17 protein-coding genes are annotated in these 18876 nt (G+C 33.0%); 3 read left to right on the top strand and 14 right to left on the bottom strand.

The features are described from left to right. Positions 1-12: 12 nt before the first annotated feature. The 10 genes from CELAL_RS15815 to CELAL_RS15770 all read right to left on the bottom strand — a co-directional run bounded on the left by CELAL_RS15815 (position 13) and on the right by CELAL_RS15770 (position 8951). Positions 13-804, bottom strand: a complete 792-nt coding sequence (locus CELAL_RS15815) for an MbnP family protein (RefSeq protein WP_041557768.1) — start codon at positions 802-804, stop codon at positions 13-15. 204 nt (positions 805-1008) lie between these two features. Then, positions 1009-1374, bottom strand: a complete 366-nt coding sequence (locus tag CELAL_RS15810; RefSeq protein ID WP_013551897.1) for a hypothetical protein — start codon at positions 1372-1374, stop codon at positions 1009-1011. A 180-nt stretch (positions 1375-1554) separates the two neighbouring features. Further along, positions 1555-2337 (bottom strand): ABC transporter permease, encoded by a 783-nt coding sequence (locus CELAL_RS15805; protein WP_013551896.1) that lies wholly within the window; start codon positions 2335-2337, stop codon positions 1555-1557. After that, entirely contained in the window at positions 2330-3040 is a 711-nt protein-coding gene (locus CELAL_RS15800; RefSeq protein WP_013551895.1) for an ABC transporter ATP-binding protein, read from the bottom strand. Before CELAL_RS15800 ends, CELAL_RS15805 begins: the two co-directional genes overlap by 8 nt. Beyond that, the gene (locus CELAL_RS15795) at positions 3037-4275 is read right to left on the bottom strand and encodes a nitrous oxide reductase family maturation protein NosD (protein ID WP_013551894.1); all 1239 of its coding nucleotides are present in this window, start codon (positions 4273-4275) and stop codon (positions 3037-3039) included. The genes CELAL_RS15800 and CELAL_RS15795 overlap by 4 nt, the downstream gene beginning before the upstream one ends. Positions 4276-4299: 24 nt before the next feature. Continuing rightward, complete coding sequence (locus CELAL_RS15790; RefSeq protein WP_013551893.1) at positions 4300-4737, bottom strand: nitrous oxide reductase accessory protein NosL; 438 nt, start codon at positions 4735-4737, stop codon at positions 4300-4302. Between the two features lie 21 nt (positions 4738-4758). Further along, entirely contained in the window at positions 4759-5376 is a 618-nt protein-coding gene (locus CELAL_RS15785; RefSeq protein ID WP_013551892.1) for a hypothetical protein, read from the bottom strand. Between the two features lie 113 nt (positions 5377-5489). Continuing rightward, the gene (nosZ, locus tag CELAL_RS15780; RefSeq protein WP_041558227.1) at positions 5490-7451 is read right to left on the bottom strand and encodes a Sec-dependent nitrous-oxide reductase; all 1962 of its coding nucleotides are present in this window, start codon (positions 7449-7451) and stop codon (positions 5490-5492) included. A 59-nt stretch (positions 7452-7510) separates the two neighbouring features. Further along, the gene (locus CELAL_RS15775) at positions 7511-8023 is read right to left on the bottom strand and encodes a c-type cytochrome (RefSeq protein ID WP_041557767.1); all 513 of its coding nucleotides are present in this window, start codon (positions 8021-8023) and stop codon (positions 7511-7513) included. 469 nt (positions 8024-8492) lie between these two features. Next, a complete protein-coding gene (locus CELAL_RS15770) occupies positions 8493-8951 on the bottom strand; it encodes a COG2426 family protein (RefSeq protein WP_013551889.1) in 459 nt (152 codons plus the stop codon). Between the two features lie 130 nt (positions 8952-9081). Here CELAL_RS15770 and CELAL_RS15765 point away from each other — a divergent pair, with 130 nt between their 5' ends. Then, entirely contained in the window at positions 9082-9819 is a 738-nt protein-coding gene (locus tag CELAL_RS15765; protein WP_013551888.1) for a tyrosine-protein phosphatase, read from the top strand. Here CELAL_RS15765 and CELAL_RS15760 read toward each other — a convergent pair. The 4 genes from CELAL_RS15760 to CELAL_RS15745 all read right to left on the bottom strand — a co-directional run bounded on the left by CELAL_RS15760 (position 9816) and on the right by CELAL_RS15745 (position 16136). Further along, positions 9816-12185, bottom strand: a complete 2370-nt coding sequence (locus CELAL_RS15760; RefSeq protein ID WP_013551887.1) for a GumC family protein — start codon at positions 12183-12185, stop codon at positions 9816-9818. The genes CELAL_RS15765 and CELAL_RS15760 overlap by 4 nt on opposite strands. Positions 12186-12234: 49 nt before the next feature. Continuing rightward, positions 12235-12999, bottom strand: a complete 765-nt coding sequence (locus tag CELAL_RS15755) for a polysaccharide biosynthesis/export family protein (protein ID WP_041558225.1) — start codon at positions 12997-12999, stop codon at positions 12235-12237. Positions 13000-13062: 63 nt separating this feature from the next. Then, positions 13063-15015, bottom strand: coding sequence for a nucleoside-diphosphate sugar epimerase/dehydratase (locus CELAL_RS15750; protein WP_013551885.1), 1953 nt, complete (start codon positions 15013-15015; stop codon positions 13063-13065). After that, positions 15012-16136: an aminotransferase class I/II-fold pyridoxal phosphate-dependent enzyme gene (locus CELAL_RS15745; RefSeq protein WP_148229693.1), complete on the bottom strand. Its 1125-nt coding sequence runs from the start codon at positions 16134-16136 to the stop codon at positions 15012-15014. Before CELAL_RS15745 ends, CELAL_RS15750 begins: the two co-directional genes overlap by 4 nt. A 239-nt stretch (positions 16137-16375) precedes the next feature. Between CELAL_RS15745 and CELAL_RS15740 the strand changes: the two genes are divergently transcribed. Both CELAL_RS15740 and CELAL_RS15735 read left to right on the top strand, forming a co-directional pair. Further along, positions 16376-17773, top strand: a complete 1398-nt coding sequence (locus CELAL_RS15740) for a nucleotide sugar dehydrogenase (RefSeq protein WP_041557766.1) — start codon at positions 16376-16378, stop codon at positions 17771-17773. Positions 17774-17835: 62 nt separating this feature from the next. Continuing rightward, positions 17836-18876 carry an NAD-dependent epimerase gene (locus tag CELAL_RS15735; protein ID WP_013551882.1) on the top strand — a complete coding sequence of 347 codons (1041 nt, stop codon included), beginning with the start codon at positions 17836-17838 and terminating at the stop codon, positions 18874-18876.

Raw genomic sequence — 18876 nt, 5'->3', positions numbered from 1 at the left:
TGATTTTTAAGATTAATGTCCGTTTCCATTATGTACGTGATCTACAACGAACATTGTAGCTATATTTTCTGCTATTAATGGTGCTTTTTCAGGATCTGTCATCAATACGGCTTGATCAGAAAGTAGGAGATTATGTATAGAGGCCAAAATTTTAGAAGCATCTATTTTTAAATGAATATTAGAATCCATTTCATCACTTACGGTTACATTTGTTGGCAAAGCCAAAGTAACTTCCTCATAATTAACTTGATCGCCTAGCCTTCCTAAATGCACTTTAAAATCAGTTTCATCTGTAACTGTAGCAGACGTAAAAGTACCTTCATAATTAATGTATTTATAGCCTGCAGTCCATGACCAAGTCAAATTATTTTCTTCTGCACGTGTCCATAAATCGCCCTGACCTTCACCCCCTTGTTGGTATTTTTCATCATCTACGCCAATGCCAAATTTAAGGGTAGTGTATGCTCCTGCTGGAATATTAGGTAATGAAATATCATCTAGATCTGCCTCTTGATTTATGATAAAGTAACTATCATCTTTAGGAAAAACATATTCATTTCCATCTACATCAATTAAACTAAAATTACTAACGATATAGCTTAAACGGGTAACCGTTAATGTTTCCCCATTAGAATTTGCTGCATTTGTAGTCCCTAAAAGAAGGTCATTACCTGCGTATCCATTATCAAAAGTTACCGAAACTTCTCCTGATCCTGTTAATGCCATAGCATCATCGTCATCATTATCACAAGAAATTGCAAGTATAGAAATTAGTGCCAATAAGGCTATTTTAAAATTTTTCATTCGTTTGTTTATTAAATATAGGGTGTATGACTGCACAGCTCTTAAAAGAGCTCGTGCTGTTTTTTGTTTGTAAAAAATAAGGATAGAGTTAAATCTATACATTAGAAATATAAAAGAACTAGATAAGAAGGTCATGTATGATGAACCCTTACCCTTATCGTACTACTATAATGCGTGCTTAATTTTAACTCCTATTGTATACTGCTATACAATAGGTGGTTTAATAAGGTTGTTGAAGAAATTAAATGAATATAAGGTTTCGCTATACGTTATAGGCAAGACAAGATATTCAGTAGTATTAGAAGGTGCATTAAAATCTGCAGTATACGCTAAAAAATAGACTAGAGAAAAAGCATTTTCAATAGGCGTTTTTTTATTGGTATCATTCGCTTTAGATTCCTCCGCTAATTTTGTCATTAAATAACATTTACCATTACAATTTAGTTCTGGCTTATCTTTATTAATACAAAGAACTTCTGATATATAATCATAATTAAAAACATACTCCACCAATGGGAAAGTAGGTTTTAAGCAAATAAGAATTGCTATTATGATTAAACTATGTTTCATGCTACAAATATATGTTTGAATTTATTCTTTTCTAAATTATAAGGATATTTTTTATAGCGTTTTTAAACAAATAAGTAAATTTCCTATAATTTTAAATGTTTCTCTAAATATAATCCATGAATTAGGTTACGGAGCAATCTAATTGATGCACTAAGTACTTGAAATACGATGAGCTGATTGCTAAAAATCTTTTCTTTTAGATTTATAAAGTAATCTCCATACAGGAAGTATCGTCCATAACATAAGTACTAACATTGAAATGATTACTCCCATATTTGTTCCAAAAAATTGCTTAAAAACAGCTCCTGTATATCCTAATAATGCCGAAATATCTAATTTTAATAGGATTAAGGTCCGCGATAAATCTATAGGATTAAACATGGAGGCGACTAATGAAAAATTATCAAGAGGGTATTCGTTAAAAATGATGAGTGACATTAAAAATAATCCATCATAAATAACGGCCATAAATAACCATAGCAGCACTGCATACCCAAACCCTTTAATCGTATTCTCATTAGAAATTGCAATATTAAAAGATAGTGCTGAAAAAATAAGGGTTAAGAAAGTCCCTGTTACTAATAACAGTGAAAAGTCAAAGATAGCACTACTCTTAAAAAGTCCATAGAGTACAAAAGGAATCCCCAAACCTAAAATAAGACTTAGCGCCAAAGAACCCGCTACTCCCAAGTATTGTCCTAAGAAAATAGATGTTCTTTTAATGGGTTGCGCTAATAAAAGTTCTGTAAATTCTTTGGAATTGTAATAGTACATAATTCCGAAGATTGTACTAATTAAAGGAACCAAAACAATAATAATATTCATTAAAGTAATCACCGCTTTTGATACATCATTATTTAAAAATAACAATACAAAACCCAATAATAAATAGAACAGAAAATAAACATAGCTCCAACGGCTACGCATAAGATCATAAAAACTATATTTTAATATCTTAAACATGTGACACAGGTTTTGCAATTGCCGCAATGGCATGTTCTACATTCGTTTGTTGTGTTTTTTCTTTTAGCGCAGCTATACTTCCTTTGAAGTATATTTTCCCTTCTAAAAGATATACAATTTCATCTGCTATCTCTTCTACAAACTGCATGATGTGTGAGGAAACAAGTATGGTCTTTCCTTTTTGTTTTTCTATTTGGATAAGTTCTTTTAATTTGATTAATGCCACAGGATCTAGACCTGTAGTGGGTTCATCAAGGATAATTAAAGGTGTATCAAACATAAAAGCAATGACAATATTTACTTTTTGTTTGGTACCTCCAGAAAGAATGGCTAATTTTTTATCTAGAAATGGCTCCAATTCAAAGCGTTCAATTAAACGTTCTTCATCGCTTGGTTTTTGCCTTAAATCTTTAATCATCCGAATTAATTCTCTGACTTTAAGATTACTAGGGAAATTTGCAATCTGAGGTAAATACTCAATTTCTTGTCTATATTTCCATTTATTTTTAATTAAACCTCCATTTATAGCGATAGTACCTTTGTTCGGGACTATCATACCCAATATACACTTAATTAAAGTTGTCTTACCAGAGCCATTAGGACCTAAAATAGCAAAAATGCCACTTTGTTTTATGCTTAGATCTAACCCCATAAGAATAGGAGTCTTTCCAAATTTTTTATGTAAATTTTCTATCTTAATCATTCTATTCTTTTCATTGATGGTTTTGCATCCACTAAATTATCAGGGGTAAAAACAGGAGTTACTTTTTCAGAGAAATCTATAATATCCATAAATAAACTTCTGAGAAGTACAATGGATTCTGGCGTTTTATTTACGATATAAGAAAATAATTTCACGGGTCTATAAGGAATGTCTCCTATTCCATTTTTATCTAAATCATAGCCCGTATAATTACTCCAATAATTTTGTTCAAAAACATTGTCATTGATATTGCTGTTATAAGAAACATCAAAACTGTTGTACAAAAAATTATTTTTTGTAAATGAATTATCATAACATGCGCCGAGGACTTTAATAGCCCAGCCGTTATTGATAAAATTATTATTGGCATACGTTATTCGGTTTGATCCTTCTATGTTGATTCCAATCGTATTTTCTTCAAAGGTATTTTCACTAATATCGGCGTCATTAATTTCTTTCAATAAAAGACCAAATGCAGCTGTGCCCCAATTCTTTTTAAAGGTATTCCCTGTCATCTTAATATTTTTTGAAAACATTACAGCAACTCCTGCTCCATTACTTTCAAAAATATTATTGGTATACACATCATCATCAGAAAACATAAAATGTAAGCCATACCGAAGGTTTTTTGTACTTATATTATCGTTAATTATTATATTATCAGAAAATTCTAAATAGATACCATCTCGAGCACCTTGCACAATATTTTTTTCTACCACGACATTCTTAGAATACCATAATTGAATGCCATTCCCGGAGTTATACTCATCCTTCGCATCCCCTATTATTTTATTATGATATACCCTACCGTTATTAGATTTTTCTAAATAAATACCAAAAAACAATTTTTCTAAAACTACATTTTGTATTAAGAAGGAATCACTTCTCACTACGCGAATAGCGGCATAATCTGAGGTATAGCTTGTGCCCACATTTATTATAAAAAGTCCGTCTATAGTTACATTATCGGATGTAATTCTGATAATTTCGCCTTTATCTTGCCCATCAATCACTGGAAAATTTTCTCCGATTAACACTAAGGGTTTATCTATAAGTAAATTATACTCGTAATAGGTTCCTTTTTTTATGACAATAGTATCATAGGCTACTGCTGTTTTAATAGCACTAGCTATAGATTTTACAGCACATTCTGAACAAACAGTTATTGTTTTTGCCCATAAGGAAGTACTTAAAAAACATAAGGCTATTAAAAGAAATTTAGGTTTTAGGTGCATTAATGTAGTGTATGTATTAATTTACTAGCCTTTGTTAAATTTAGATTGTAATTCTTTCCATGAATACACGCTTCCCGTATGCTCTTGTTGCATTTTCTCTGCAGCTTCTTTTGTTGTAAAAGCACTTAAATTTCCGCCCATAGGGCTAGGAATATTTTTGCTAATTAAATAGGTAGCTTCTTTAGCATCAATAAAAACTCCAGGATTATTATAATCATTTACACGATATAACGCAATTGTTTCTGGAGCTACGTCCTGCAAATAGTTGAACATACATTCTGTGGCATCAAAAGAATAACTTCTCCCCTTTTTGGTCATAAACTGTGCGGCATGTTGGGTATCTACAATGGTCATGCTACAAAAATGACATCCTTCTGAACCATAAGCTATAGCTTTAGGTTCCGTATTGCATGCAGCTACTATCAGGAAACATAGTACCCCTAAAAATGTTCGGTTTTTCATGATCTGTTAATTTATATCTTTTTATGAAGCGGGTAAACGTTTACTTTTCCATCCTACTAAAAAGGCTACTACGGTAAGGGACATTCCTAAAAACATAGCCCAAGCCCCTAGTGCAGGCATAGAACTCACATTGAAATTCAATAATTTTTTATACCCAAAAAGCGGCGGTTTATAGGTCATAGGGGTTCCATCTTCATTGGTTACTTTTATAATAGCGTGTGGGTCTAAATTAGAACCATAGTCGGTTAACCACACATTAAAATCATACATCCCCATAACGCCTAAAATGGACATCAAGACAAACCAACCTAAAAAATAACGATAATCAACTTTGCCAAAAAAGCCTAAAAAACCTATGATCACTCCTAAAAATGCCATACCAATAATTACGATAGGAAAAGCTTTAAATTCCCACATTTCATCGGCTTTAGGAATGGTCTTCATACCAATGTAATGGTTAAGACCATCTATATTTTGTAAATCAAATTCAGAAACGCCTTGTATCCCTGTAATATGAATATTCATCCCTAATGGGTCTGGATATTGTGGTGCGCCTAGCATAATATTCCAAAGTGGAAATTTAAACAACCCCAATAAGCATAAAGAACCAATGATCATTAATATACTTGCTCTTTTCATGTTATATTCTCTTAAAAATAATTTCTATCAAACATTTCAGTGCTTCATAAAAAAGCAGGTCGGTCTTCATACACAGCCTGCTTTTCTTTATTACCACATAGCTTCTTCTTACTTTATTCTCCTAAAGACCAAGATAGATCTAGATTAGAACTAGCAGGTGAAACACGTATATACCCTTGCATTTCTTGATGTAAAGCAGAACAGAAATCGGTACAATAAAATGGCCATACACCTTCTTGCTTCGGTTCCCATACGGTAGTTTTTGTTTGCCCTGGCATAATCAATAGTCCTGAATTATTGGCTCCTATCATCATAAAACCATGCGGAACATCAAAATCTTGCTCATGATTTGTAATATGGAAATACACGGTATCACCCACTTTAATACCTTCAATATTATCGGGAGTAAAGTGACTACGAATCATTGCCATATACACATGTACAACATTACCTTCTCTTTCAACACGCGCATCTGAAACATTTTTGGTAGCAAATGGATGTTCGTTTTCTGCAAGCTTGTAAATCTTCTGTGATTTAGGGGCTAATATTGAAGCAGGAATAGCTGCTGCGTAATGTGGCTCACCATGTGTTGGAAAATCATAAATAAGCTCCATTTTATCTCCAGAGATATCATACAACTGTGCAGAGTGTTCTAACTCGGGACCAGTTGGCAGGTATCTATCTTTGGTAATTTTGTTCAAGGATATTAGGTATTTACCAAAAGGTTTTCTAGAGTTTCCTCCAGGAATCATACAGTGACCAACCGAGTAAAAAGTTGGCTTTCTATCAATAACCTCCCAGGTGCCTACTTTCCATTTTACCACTTCTGAAGAAATGAAGAATGTAGTATACGCATTACCTTTATCATCAAATTCGGTATGCAATGGACCTAATCCTCCACTTTTAACCTGACCAGCCAAGACATCCTCAAATTTCAAAATAGGAAGACCATAAGCTTCACCATCATACTTTTTAGCATCAATCGCTGCTATCATTTTATCAAATGAGAAAACGGTAAGATCTGCAGAAAGCTTTCCATTACCTACAATGTAATCTCCTGTTGGATTTACATCTACCCCGTGCGGAGATTTTGGTGTTGGCATAAAGAATACAGCCCCAGGTACTTTTGTAGGATCTACAGTAAGCACTTCTTTTTTCATCGTTGAAGTAGCGCTATGTGTTTCATCACTATACACATTATGAGTATAATTAGCAGGCACCATAGTACCTCCACCATTTGCAACATATTCTTCAATCTTCTTCCAGTTTACCGCTGCGATAAAATCTTTATCGTTTTGAGAAGCGTTAACCTCTAACAGCGAATTAGCTTCCTCTGTATTATAGGTTGTAAAGAAAAACCAGCCGTGAGATTTACCACGTCCTGGATGTGAAAGATCATAATTAAAGCCAGGCATAATCAATTGGAATTTAATATCCATATGACCCGTTTCAGGCTCAATACTAATAAAAGACAAGGCACCTTTAAAGTTTCCTTTATAATCTTTTATTGGCATGTCTCTTTGAGGTATAGGTACTGAAAAACGAGTTCCTGCCACCACGTACTCAGAATTTTCAGTGATATATGAAGAACTATGGTTACCGGCACTATTTGGTACTTCAATAATCTCAGCAGTTTCAAATGTTTTTAAATCGATACGCGCTATACGTGGCGTATTATTTCCATTTATAAATAACCATCTGCCATCTAATTCTCCATTGGTCTGAGAAATATCCGGGTGGTGAGAATCGTCATTCGGGATAAAGCCAAAAGAAGTCTCTAACATAGGTTTTGTTTCTTCAGAATAGCCATAACCATTGGTCGGAAACTGAGAAAAAACAGGAATCTCTTTGAACATACGTCCAGAAGGAAGACCATAAACGGTTACATTACCGCTATATCCACCAGACATAAAGGCATAAAATTCATCATGTTCGCCAGGAGCTACATATACTTTCTCTGCATTATTAGAAGCAAGCGCACCATTTGATGATGCATTACCGTTTTGATCGCCGCAACCTGAAAGAAACAGGACCGACCCCAATAGGGTTACTAGGTAAAATGAATACTTTTTCATTTGTAGTGTATTTGTGGTTATTTTATTTAAGCGTAAGTGCATTAAAAACTAATCGTTTATTATTCTAGGGTTCTAAAAAATTCAAGGACACTACGTGCTTGATCTTCGGTAAGTCCTTGATTCGCCATTGGCGCACCATTAAACTCAGCCATAAGCTCTTTTGCTAAAGGATCTTCTTTAATCATAACTTCAGGATTCAAAATCATGTTCATTACCCATTCCGGACTACGTCTTTTCAAAATACCTGTTGGTGCAGGACCAATAAACTTTTTGTCTGTCTTATGACAAGCAAGACACATTTGCGTGTAAACCTCTTCCCCTTTTTTAGCCAAAGCCTGATCAATATCTGGAGCTAAGGTTACTGACGTTACAGGACCTACCCCTTTATTTTCAAGATCTACGCGTTTGGATGCAGGAATTGCACTAGTGGTCGGAGCCGTTTCTGCTGGTTTTTCTGTTTTCGTTTTTTCACGATTGATATTAAAGTCATCTTTCTTCTTTTCTTCTTTGCCTCCGCAGGCCGTTAATAAAAGTGAAAAAATGATTGCGGCACTTTTAATTACTATTTTCATCATATTAGTTTTTAAATTATTCCTCAAAAGTAGCGTCTTAGAAACGTTAATTATATGATAAGAATCATATAAAGGATAAAAATGTCTTTTTTATCAATCCTTTTAAAATAAAATAGATATTATGCAGCTCCATAATCTCAAATATTTCGCCTCAGAAATTTAGTAGTGCCGCAATAAAACATGAAAAGAAATTGAAAGAAACAAGCGCATGAACAGCTACAGCCTACTATTTAAAATAGTAGGCTGTAGCTGTTCTATATTCAAGTATCTGCGTATATAAGGCTTACAGGAAGATCACTCCCCCCTTAGTAGGTGTTTTCTTAATGCCTAATAAGATGACAAATGATCGCTAAAGGAGTACAATCCTAAGGCTGAATATCATTTTAATTAATAGCTCTTATGATTATCTAAGAACCAATTTCTTGTTTGAGAATGAAAGACAAAGGAAAAAGAGGAATAACGTATTTCTTTATGAAATGCCTTTCATGGTTAAAACTGTAGTAACCCAAATAATTAAAGAAGAGAAAAAGATGCCTATCGTATTGGCTAAAAAAGCTTTTTTCTTTTCTATCTTAAATAAATAGGTGGCAATACTCCCTGCATAAACACCTGTACCCGGTACGGGTAGCATTACAAAAAATATAAGACCCCAAAAACCGTATTTCTTAATTTTATCTCCTGATCCTACTTTTGCTTTTCTAGCGATATAGATGGCAGATTTTTTATAAAATTTCCAACGTAAAAAGTAATGGTTAATTTTATCTAAAAAAAACATCATTAATGGAAAAACTAGCACGTTTGCCGTAAAACAAAGTAAAAAAACCAAATAGATATTTAACCCTCTTAACAAACCAAAGGGAATACCAACTTTAGCTTCTCCAAAAGGAGAAATACTCCATAACATGGCTATAATATAATCTAGAATCACGTTTTTTTTGCAAAAATAAGCTTAGAAAATGTACTTAGTTGTAATAAAATCATAAAATAATTTTAAAAGTAGTTTATGCGGGCGTTAATGTTAATTTATATAAGGTATTTTTGCATCTTAAATAGCTTTCATGTTTCATATTTTTCAAAAGAAAAAATTTTTAGTAGATCTTCTAAATGGCTTCGTTGATATTCATAACCATATTCTTCCAGGAATTGATGATGGCGCAAAGACCGTAGAGGATTCTATGAGTTTGATTCATGAATTTAATGAATTAGGAGTCCATAAATTTGTCGCTACACCCCACATCATGGATAACTACTACCCTAACACTCCTAAAACTATTTCTCAATCCTTAGCGCTTTTAAAAAATGAATTAATAAAAAAGGGGCTGACTCAAATTTCTATTGAAGCTGCAGCAGAACATATGATTGATGCAAACTTTGATAATTTATTAGAACGTTCTGAGGTTATGCCTATTCGCAATCAATATTTACTAGTTGAAATGTCTTATTTACAAGCTTCTATTAATTTTGAAGATGCTATTCAAAAGATAGGTTCTTCAAAATACTTTCCTATTCTAGCACATCCTGAACGTTATAATTACCTTCATAAGACTAAAAAATACGAACAGTATAAAAAAACGGGAATCCTATTTCAATTAAACATGCTCTCCTTAGGAGGCTATTATGGCGATTCTGTAAAAAAATGCGCTTATCAGTTATTGGAAAATAATCAAATTGATTTTATTGCTTCAGACATTCACCGTATGCAGCATATGCATGAACTTAAAAAAATTCAACTCACTCAAAAAACAATCGATTATTTACTTCCAATATTAGATAGAACGGTTCAAAATTTTAGTTAAGCCCAAAACTTCCACCATTTTTTTTCTTCTGCTGCATACCCATATCCATATTTTCCTCCATAGCCAAGGTCTGAATTTTTAACATCATTCACTACAAATGATAGGTTTTTCAGTTTCCCTTCGGCCTGTAATTTTAATGGAAATTGTATCACACTATTTTCGGTTACTCCTGCTCTAGTTACATATAAAATATGGTTCGCATACGGACTAATAATCAAGGTATCAGAAACGACCATTAATGGAGCGGTATCTACAATTACATAATCATAAAGTGCGCTCATCTCTTGCAACAATCCTTCGATTCTATCACTCATCAAAAGTTCTGCAGGATTAGCCGGTATTTTACCAGAATAAATAATATCAACGGAGCTTTTATTCACTAAAAGAGAATTGATAATATCCTTTGAATTAATGGCATCGTCATTTAAATATTCCGTTAAACCAATATTATTCTTTTCGTTTGTGGCATATTTTAACTTATCTACATTCTTCTGATTATCACTAAAGAAAGTTCCAATTTTAGGGTTTCTAATATCTGCACCAATCAATAACACTTTTTTATTCGTGTTAGCCAAAATCATAGACAAATTAGAAGACAAGAATGTTTTACCTTCTCCAGACACACTAGAGGTAACATAAATAACATTTCCTTTCTCTTCTCCTACTCTATTATTCTTAATCAAATAATCTAGGTTCGTTCTCAGGATTCTTAGTGATTCTGCCAATACTGATCGGTCATCATTTAAGACCATCTTAGAATCACTTCTAGATATTTTAGGCAGCTCTGCTAAAACGGCATTATTTTTTACAATTTTCTCTAAATTTATCTTATTAGAAATTTTATTATCCATCAAATCTTTAAGATAAATAATAGAAAAAGGAACCAGCAAGCCTAAAATAAAGGAAGCTAAAAAGATAATCGGTTTTTTAGGTGATACAGGAACTTTACTCGTGTTATACGCCCACTCTACTATTTTAGATTTTGCACTTGCCGAGGCAAATGTGATTTGAGACTCCTCGCGTTTTTGAAGCAAGTACAAGTATAATGATTCTGTAGTTTGCTGCTTACGGGTAATATCTCTTAAAGCTCTTTCGTTACGGGGTGCCGAGTAAATTTTTGAATTAATTACAGAACGTTGGCTACTTAAACTATTTACTTGTAAACCCAAGTTATTTGTCATTCCACTTAAACTAGACTGCATGGTACGTTTTAAACCTGACAATTCCTGATCTAAATTTACAATGATGGGGTTTTTCTCGTTAGAACTCTTTAACAAACGCTTACGCTCTAATACAAGCTCGTTATACTTACTGGTCGTATTTGCTATTGAAGGATCCGATAAACCTATATTGGTAGGTAAAATATCATACCCACTTTGCGTATCTACAATATCTTTCATGGAAGACGCCATTTGTAATTGCGTTGTCATGTTCTGAAGCTCTTGTTCGTTGGCAGCTCCAAAATTTAAATTAATGTTTGCCTCAGAAGCAATATCTGTTAGCCCCTTTTCTGTTTTAAAATCCTGGGCATTTTGGTCTACAGAAGCTAAATTATCATAAATACTAGTAATTCTATCATTTATAAATTCGGAGGTTCTATCGGCTATTTCCTTTTTATCGGCTACGGCATTATTGTTATAAATAACGACCAAACTATTTAGAATATCCCTCGCTTTTTCTTGAACAGGGTCTGTTAAAGATAAATTAATGATATTAGATTTTTCATCTGCTGGGGCTATCAATATTCTCTTTTGATAATTAACAACTATATTCTCTAAAGGAGAAACTTCAACTCTTAATTCTTTACCAATATACTTATCAAAAAATGGAGAATTTGGCGTAATGATTAAATCGCCTAGTTTAGACGGAACATTTTTCCCAAATGCATAGGTTTTAGCACTTTTACTTTCACCTTCAATAAGCGAAAATTCATGATCATTTTTAATCGTAACCAGTAGATTTAATTTGGCATTATACAATAAGGAATCTTCCCCTATAAAATTTAATTTAATTGGTTCATTCTTATAAATCTCAGCATCTTTTATAGTACCTTTTACCATAAAAGAGGTGTTTAAGCCTAACTTTAAAACAACATCAGTTACATTTGCTCTAGATTTAATAATTTCTATCTCGTCTTCAATATTATTTTTGCTGCCAGAAAAAAGATCTAAATCTTGAAAAACGTCCATGGAGGATCCAGACTGGTCATCTTCTAATATCTGAATTTTACTTTGTGCCGAATATTGCGGAACAGAATATCTAATAAAGAAAAAAGCACTCACTAATGCAATTACAACACACAATAAAAACCAATACCAGTTTTTACTGTATTTTTTTATAATTTCATTTAAATCGGAATTCTCCATGGAGTATAAATAAGGAATAGAATTAGTATTATTAAAAAAGAACTAATTATTAATTACGAGTTAGCAATAACACAGACGATGTAATTAATACAGACGCAATTGAGATGGCAATGGTAGCTCTATTATCTAATGAAGAAGAAGTAATAGCAGATTTGTTAGGCTCTACATACACTACATCATTCTGCGTTAAATAAAACACAGGCGATTTCATTGCTTCTTTACTTAAAATATTAATCCTGTGGTGTACAAAGGTGCCATTAAATTCACGGATGACTAAGATGTTTTCTCGCATCCCTTTAATATTTAAATCTCCTGCTAAACCAATCGCTTCTAAAATGGTAATTTGCTCTCCATTTACAGGATAGGTACCTGGTCTATTTACTTGACCTAGTATAGAAATAGAAAAGTTTTGTAAGCGAATATTAATAATAGGATCTTTTAAATAATCAGATAATTTCCCTTTAAGTAATTCTCTTAATTCATCAGAAGATAAACCTGAAATTTTAATCTGACCAATAACAGGAAAATCTATATTCCCATTTTGATCCACTAAATAATCTACTTGCTGTGCCATTCCTCCGCCTAAACCTCCAGTAGCACCTCCTGTAAACAGATTAAAAGGAGCACTCGCTTCTGGATTTAAGGTAGAAATAAAAATACTCACCAAATCGTCTACTTTAAACTTTGGCACAAACTGCGTTTCATCTATTAAGGTTTCATAATCACTGATGTCTTGAAAGTATACGACATCTTTTTTAGAGCCACAAGAAGATAAAAGTAATACGGCTGCACCTAGTATTAGGGTAATTTTCATTTTTAAGGTAGTGTTTAACATGTTCTCTCTTTATTATTTAATTGTTTTAAAAGTATAGTTCTTTTATGATTGCAAAATATTTTTTTCTAAGCTAGACGCATCATTTTTTTTAGTCTTCTCTTCAATCTGATCATCTATTTTACAAAGGTCAGAATTTTTTGAGATATATTCAGGCACAATCTCTTTCATTAAGCGCACCACATCAGCATCAAAAAACATATTTGACACACAAAGTTGGTTAATATTAGAACGGATGGTGGTATAGTCTAACTCCCGAACCTTACTAATCATAATCTTCTTGTGGTAGGTAGGTAAAATATTTTCACCATTAGCCAAAAGTTCTTCATACAATTTTTCCCCTGGTCGTAATCCCGTAACTTTAATATCAATATCTTCTGGATATTTTAAACCAGAAAGTTTAATCATATTCTTGGCTAGGTCAAATATTTTAACAGATTCTCCCATATCAAATATAAAAATCTCACCACCTTCTCCCATTGCTCCTGCTTCCAACACCAATTGTGAGGCTTCCGGAATCGTCATAAAAAAACGTGTTACATCTTCATGGGTAACGGTCAAAGGTCCGCCTTTTTCTATTTGTTTTTTAAACAACGGAATTACAGAACCATTAGAGCCCAATACATTTCCAAAACGGGTGGTAATAAATTTCGTTTTCTTTAATTGTTGCATACAGCTAATATACATCTCTGCAATTCGCTTTGTTGCTCCCATTACATTTGTTGGGTTAACGGCTTTGTCTGTAGAAACAAATACAAATTTATCTACATTGTAATGCGCAGACAAATCACACAACACTTTGGTTCCGGCTACATTAATTTTTATAGCTTCATAAGAATTGTATTCCATTAAAGGAACATGCTTATAAGCTGCTGCATGAAAAACAATATTCGGAGCATACTCCTGAAAAACAATATTCATTCTATTCTTATCTCTTACATCTGCTACAATAGGAATAAAATTATGAAAGCCATTTTGCTTTAATTCTTGCTGCAAATCATATAGTGCAGATTCTGCTTGGTCTATTACAATTAAAGATTTATAACCATAGGTACATACTTGTCTTACAATTTCACTTCCAATAGATCCTGCACCACCCGTAACTAAAACCGTTTTATTTTTTAATTCTTCGGCAATATTGGAGTTTTTAATATCAATAGTTGCTCTATCCAGTAGATCTTCAATCTGTACTTGTTTAATCTGAGACAGTTTTAATTCTCCATTGATCCAATCTTCAACCGCAGGAACAATTTTAACTAATACAGGATAGTCTACCAGACTTTCTACTAAAACACGTAACTTTTTATGATCTATGTTTTGGATTGAAAAAATAACTTCTGAAATATCCTTTTTCAAGATAAAACTTTCGGTTAGCGCATCATTATGATATACTTTAACGCCGTTTATGTGCTTTCCAACTTTTTGTTGATCCTTATCAATATACCCAACAACCTTTACTTTACTTTTAGACGCATTTGTCAATGCGCTATGGGTTAAAATTCCAGATTCTCCAGCACCATAGATCAACACATTTTTTGAAGCTGAATTGTAATTATTCATTACAATATTAAAGTACAAGGCTTTAAACACATAACGAGATGCTGTTAAGGCTATAAAACTTAATAAGCTATGAATAATAATGATGGTTAAAGGAACCGTAAAGCCATCAAAAAAATTATATGCTCTATTGGCTACGACAATAACAATGGTAATAATACTCGACAAACAAATGGCATTAAAGATGTTATACACATCTCTGACACCGGTATGGCGCACTACCCCTTTATAAGACCCAATAATTAAAAAGGATACTAAAGAAATAAGAGCCACAAAAGGCAATTGCACAAATAACTTATGAATATCAAAATTCATCGTTAAATTGAATAAGATAAAATAAGCCAATACAAAGGAAAAGGATACTAAAATAACATCAACTATAAGTACCAGCCATTTAGAGGCGTATCTACTTGCGGTTGCATTTAAATAATTTTGAATCATGAGAATACTGTTTTAATTAACTGTATTATAGATAAAACTTCTTCTTTTGTTAGATTAGAACCGCTCGGCAAACAAAGCCCTCTATTGAATAAATCTTCAGAGGTTCCATTTGAATAATTAGGGGCATTTTCAAAAATTGGTTGTAAATGCATTGGTTTCCATAAAGGTCTTGATTCTATATTATGGTCTAACAATAATAGTCGCACTTCCTCTCTAACCTCAAATGACGGAGTTAAAATACAACTCAACCATCTGTTAGAAAAATAACCGACAGGTTCTTGCAAAAATTCTAATTCACTAATTGCTGCTAATCCATTCACATAAAGCTCGTAATTTGCTCTCCTTGCTGCTACTCTATCCTCAAGCACTTCCATTTGGCCTCTTCCAATTCCTGCCAAAATATTACTCATCCTATAATTATACCCCACATTAGAATGTTGATAGTGTGGTGCATCATCCCTTGCTTGTGTCGCAAGAAAAATTGCTTTTTTTCTATATTCTTTATTTTTAGAGACTAAAGCTCCTCCTCCAGAAGTGGTAATAATTTTATTTCCGTTGAAAGATAAAATCCCAATAGCTCCAAAACTACTACATTTAATTCCATTGTAGCTACTCCCTAATGCCTCTGCACTATCTTCTACAATAGGGATGTTATACCTCTCAGAGATTCCTGTAATCTCTTTTATTTTATACGGCATACCATATAAATGTACCGCAACTATTGCTTTGGGTTTTTTTCCTTTTTTAATGCGGTCGTTTATCGCTTCTTCCAATAATATAGGACACATATTCCAAGTAGCTTTCTCGCTATCTATAAAAACAGGATTAGCTCCTAAATATTTTATAGGATTAGCTGAAGCAGAAAAGGTGAAACTCTGGCATAAAACTTCATCTCCAGATGACACCCCTAAAATTTCTAAAGCTAAATGGATTGCACCAGTACCTGAACTTAAGGCTGCTACAGCAACTCCTTCACCTACGTACTCTTGGATGGCTACTTCAAAGGCATCTACATTTGGTCCTAAAGGGGCTACCCAGTTGGTATCAAATGCTTGTTTAACATACATTTCTTCATTAGTCCCCATGTGCGGAGAAGAAAGCCATATTTTAGAGTCTGCCATGTATTGTTTAATTAATGTGTAAAATTCGAGGGTAAAAATAGACATAGTTTTTTATTTCCACTTCTATTCTAACTAGAATTCGTTTAAGCTATTAAATTATCGATTAAATACGAGTCTATTTGTATTTATGGTAAATAAACTGCATTTCATCCTTTTAAATCCTCAATTATTCGATAAGATAAGGTTCATTAAAAAATAAAGTCTAATATTTGTATTTTAATACTGAAGATATTATTCCAATGAAAGAAATCACAAAAATATGTTGTATCGGCGCAGGTTATGTTGGTGGTCCAACCATGTCCGTAATCGCTAAAAAATGTCCACATATTCAAGTAACTGTTGTTGATATCAATGCAGATAGAATTGCACAATGGAATGAGGCTGACTTGGATAAGTTACCAATCTACGAGCCAGGCCTAAAAGAAATTGTAGCCGCAACTAGAAATAAAAACTTATTTTTCTCTACAGAAGTAGATAAGGCTATTGACGAAGCAGATGTTATTTTCATCTCTGTAAATACTCCTACAAAAACCTACGGAAAAGGAAAAGGGCAAGCTGCAGATTTAAAATTTATTGAACTTTGCGCTAGAAATATTGCAAAAGTGGCTACCACAGATAAAATAGTAGTAGAAAAGTCTACCTTACCCGTACGTACTGCTGGGGCTATAAAAAATATTCTTGATAATACGGGTAATGGGGTGAATTTTGAAATCCTATCCAATCCTGAATTTTTAGCAGAAGGAACTGCTATTCAAGATTTACTAAATGCTGATCGTGTTTTAATTGGGGGTGATGAAACACCATCAGGTCAAAAAGCGAAAGATTTATTAAGTCAAATCTATGAAAACTGGTTGCCAAAAGAGCGTATTTTACAAACGAATGTTTGGTCTTCTGAGCTATCAAAATTAGTTGCAAATGCATTTTTAGCACAACGTGTATCTTCCATCAACTCTATTTCTGCGCTTTGTGAAAAAACAGATGCTAATGTTGAAGAAGTTGCAAGAGCTATTGGATATGATTCTCGTATTGGTTCTAAATTTTTAAGTTCTTCTGTTGGTTTTGGAGGTTCCTGTTTTCAGAAAGATATCCTAAATCTTGTGTATATTTCTCACAGCTTAGGCTTGCAAGAAGTTGCCGATTATTGGGAACAAGTAATCATCATGAATGATTATCAAAAAAGAAGGTTCGCAGATAATATTATCAGTACTTTATACAACACCGTATCGGGTAAAAAAATAGTATTCTTTGGTTGGGCATTTAAAAAAGACACCAATGATACTCGTGAATCTGCCGCTATCTATGTAGCAGATGCCTTATTAGAAGAAAGAGCGGAATTAAGCGTTTTTGATCCTCAAGTAAAAGAACAAATAGTATTTAGAGATTTAGATTATTTAAATACACGTACTCCCGAAGAAAATAGAAATTTACTTACCGTAGTAAATGATCCTATGGAGCAAGTAGAAAATGCTCATGCCATCGCTATACTAACCGAGTGGGATGAATTTAAAACCTACGATTGGGAGAAAATATATGACAAAATGTTAAAACCAGCCTTTATATTTGACGGAAGACGTCTTTTAGACAAAGCTAAAATGGAAGAAATTGGTTTTAACTATTACAGAATAGGTCAAGTTTAGTTCCGAACACCAAATGTATCCATAAGAATTAAATTATTAATTGACACTATAACTATTTGAATATGAAAGTACTAGTAACTGGAGCTGCAGGATTTATTGGCTTCCATACCGCGCAAAAATTATTAGATAACGGACATGAGGTTGTTGGTTTAGACAATATTAATGATTATTATGACACTGATCTAAAATTTGCGAGGCTAAAAGAGTTAGGTATCTTAAGAAAGAACGCAACTCTTTTTAATAGCTTAAGTAATAGTGAAACTTTCAAAGATCAATTTAAGTTTATAAGGCTCAATATTGAAGACCGTAAAAACTTACCCGCGTTATTCGCCGAAGAAAATTTTGATATTGTTTGTAATTTGGCTGCACAAGCTGGTGTTAGGTATAGTATTGAAAATCCAGAAACGTATATTGATAGTAATATTGTTGGCTTTTTAAATATTTTAGAATGTTGCAGACATCACTCAATTAATCATTTAGTATACGCAAGTAGTTCAAGTGTTTATGGTTTAAATAAAGAAGTTCCTTTTAAAACAACTGACACTGTAGACCACCCAATAAGCTTATACGCTGCAAGTAAAAAAGCGAATGAACTAATGGCACACACCTATAGTCATCTCTATGGGTTTGCTACAACAGGGCTACGTTTCTTCACCGTGTATGGACCATGGGGAAGACCTGATATGGCTATCTATTTATTCACCGATGCTATAAGTAAAAATAAGCCTATTAAAGTTTTTAACCATGGAGACATGGAACGAGATTTCACGTATGTCGATGATATTGTTGAAGGAGTGTTTAGGATCATAGAAAAAGATACTAAAGAACGAATCACAAAAAACGAAGGTTATAAAATCTATAATATAGGAAACAACGACAGTGTGAAGTTAACAGATTTCATTATTGAGATTGAAAAAAATTTAGCAGTAACCGCTCAAAAAGAATTTTTACCGATGCAACCTGGAGATGTAGCAAGAACTTGGGCAAATGTAGATGAGTTAATTACAGATTATAATTATTCTCCGAAAACTTCTGTTTCAAGTGGTATCAAAAAATTTGTGCAATGGTATCAGGAGTATCATTCTAAAAATGCATTAAAATAA

It is taken from the genome of Cellulophaga algicola DSM 14237 (assembly GCF_000186265.1).
In the GTDB taxonomy this organism is placed as follows: Bacteria; Bacteroidota; Bacteroidia; order Flavobacteriales; family Flavobacteriaceae; genus Cellulophaga; species Cellulophaga algicola.
This window is presented reverse-complemented; position numbering and strand designations above follow the sequence as displayed.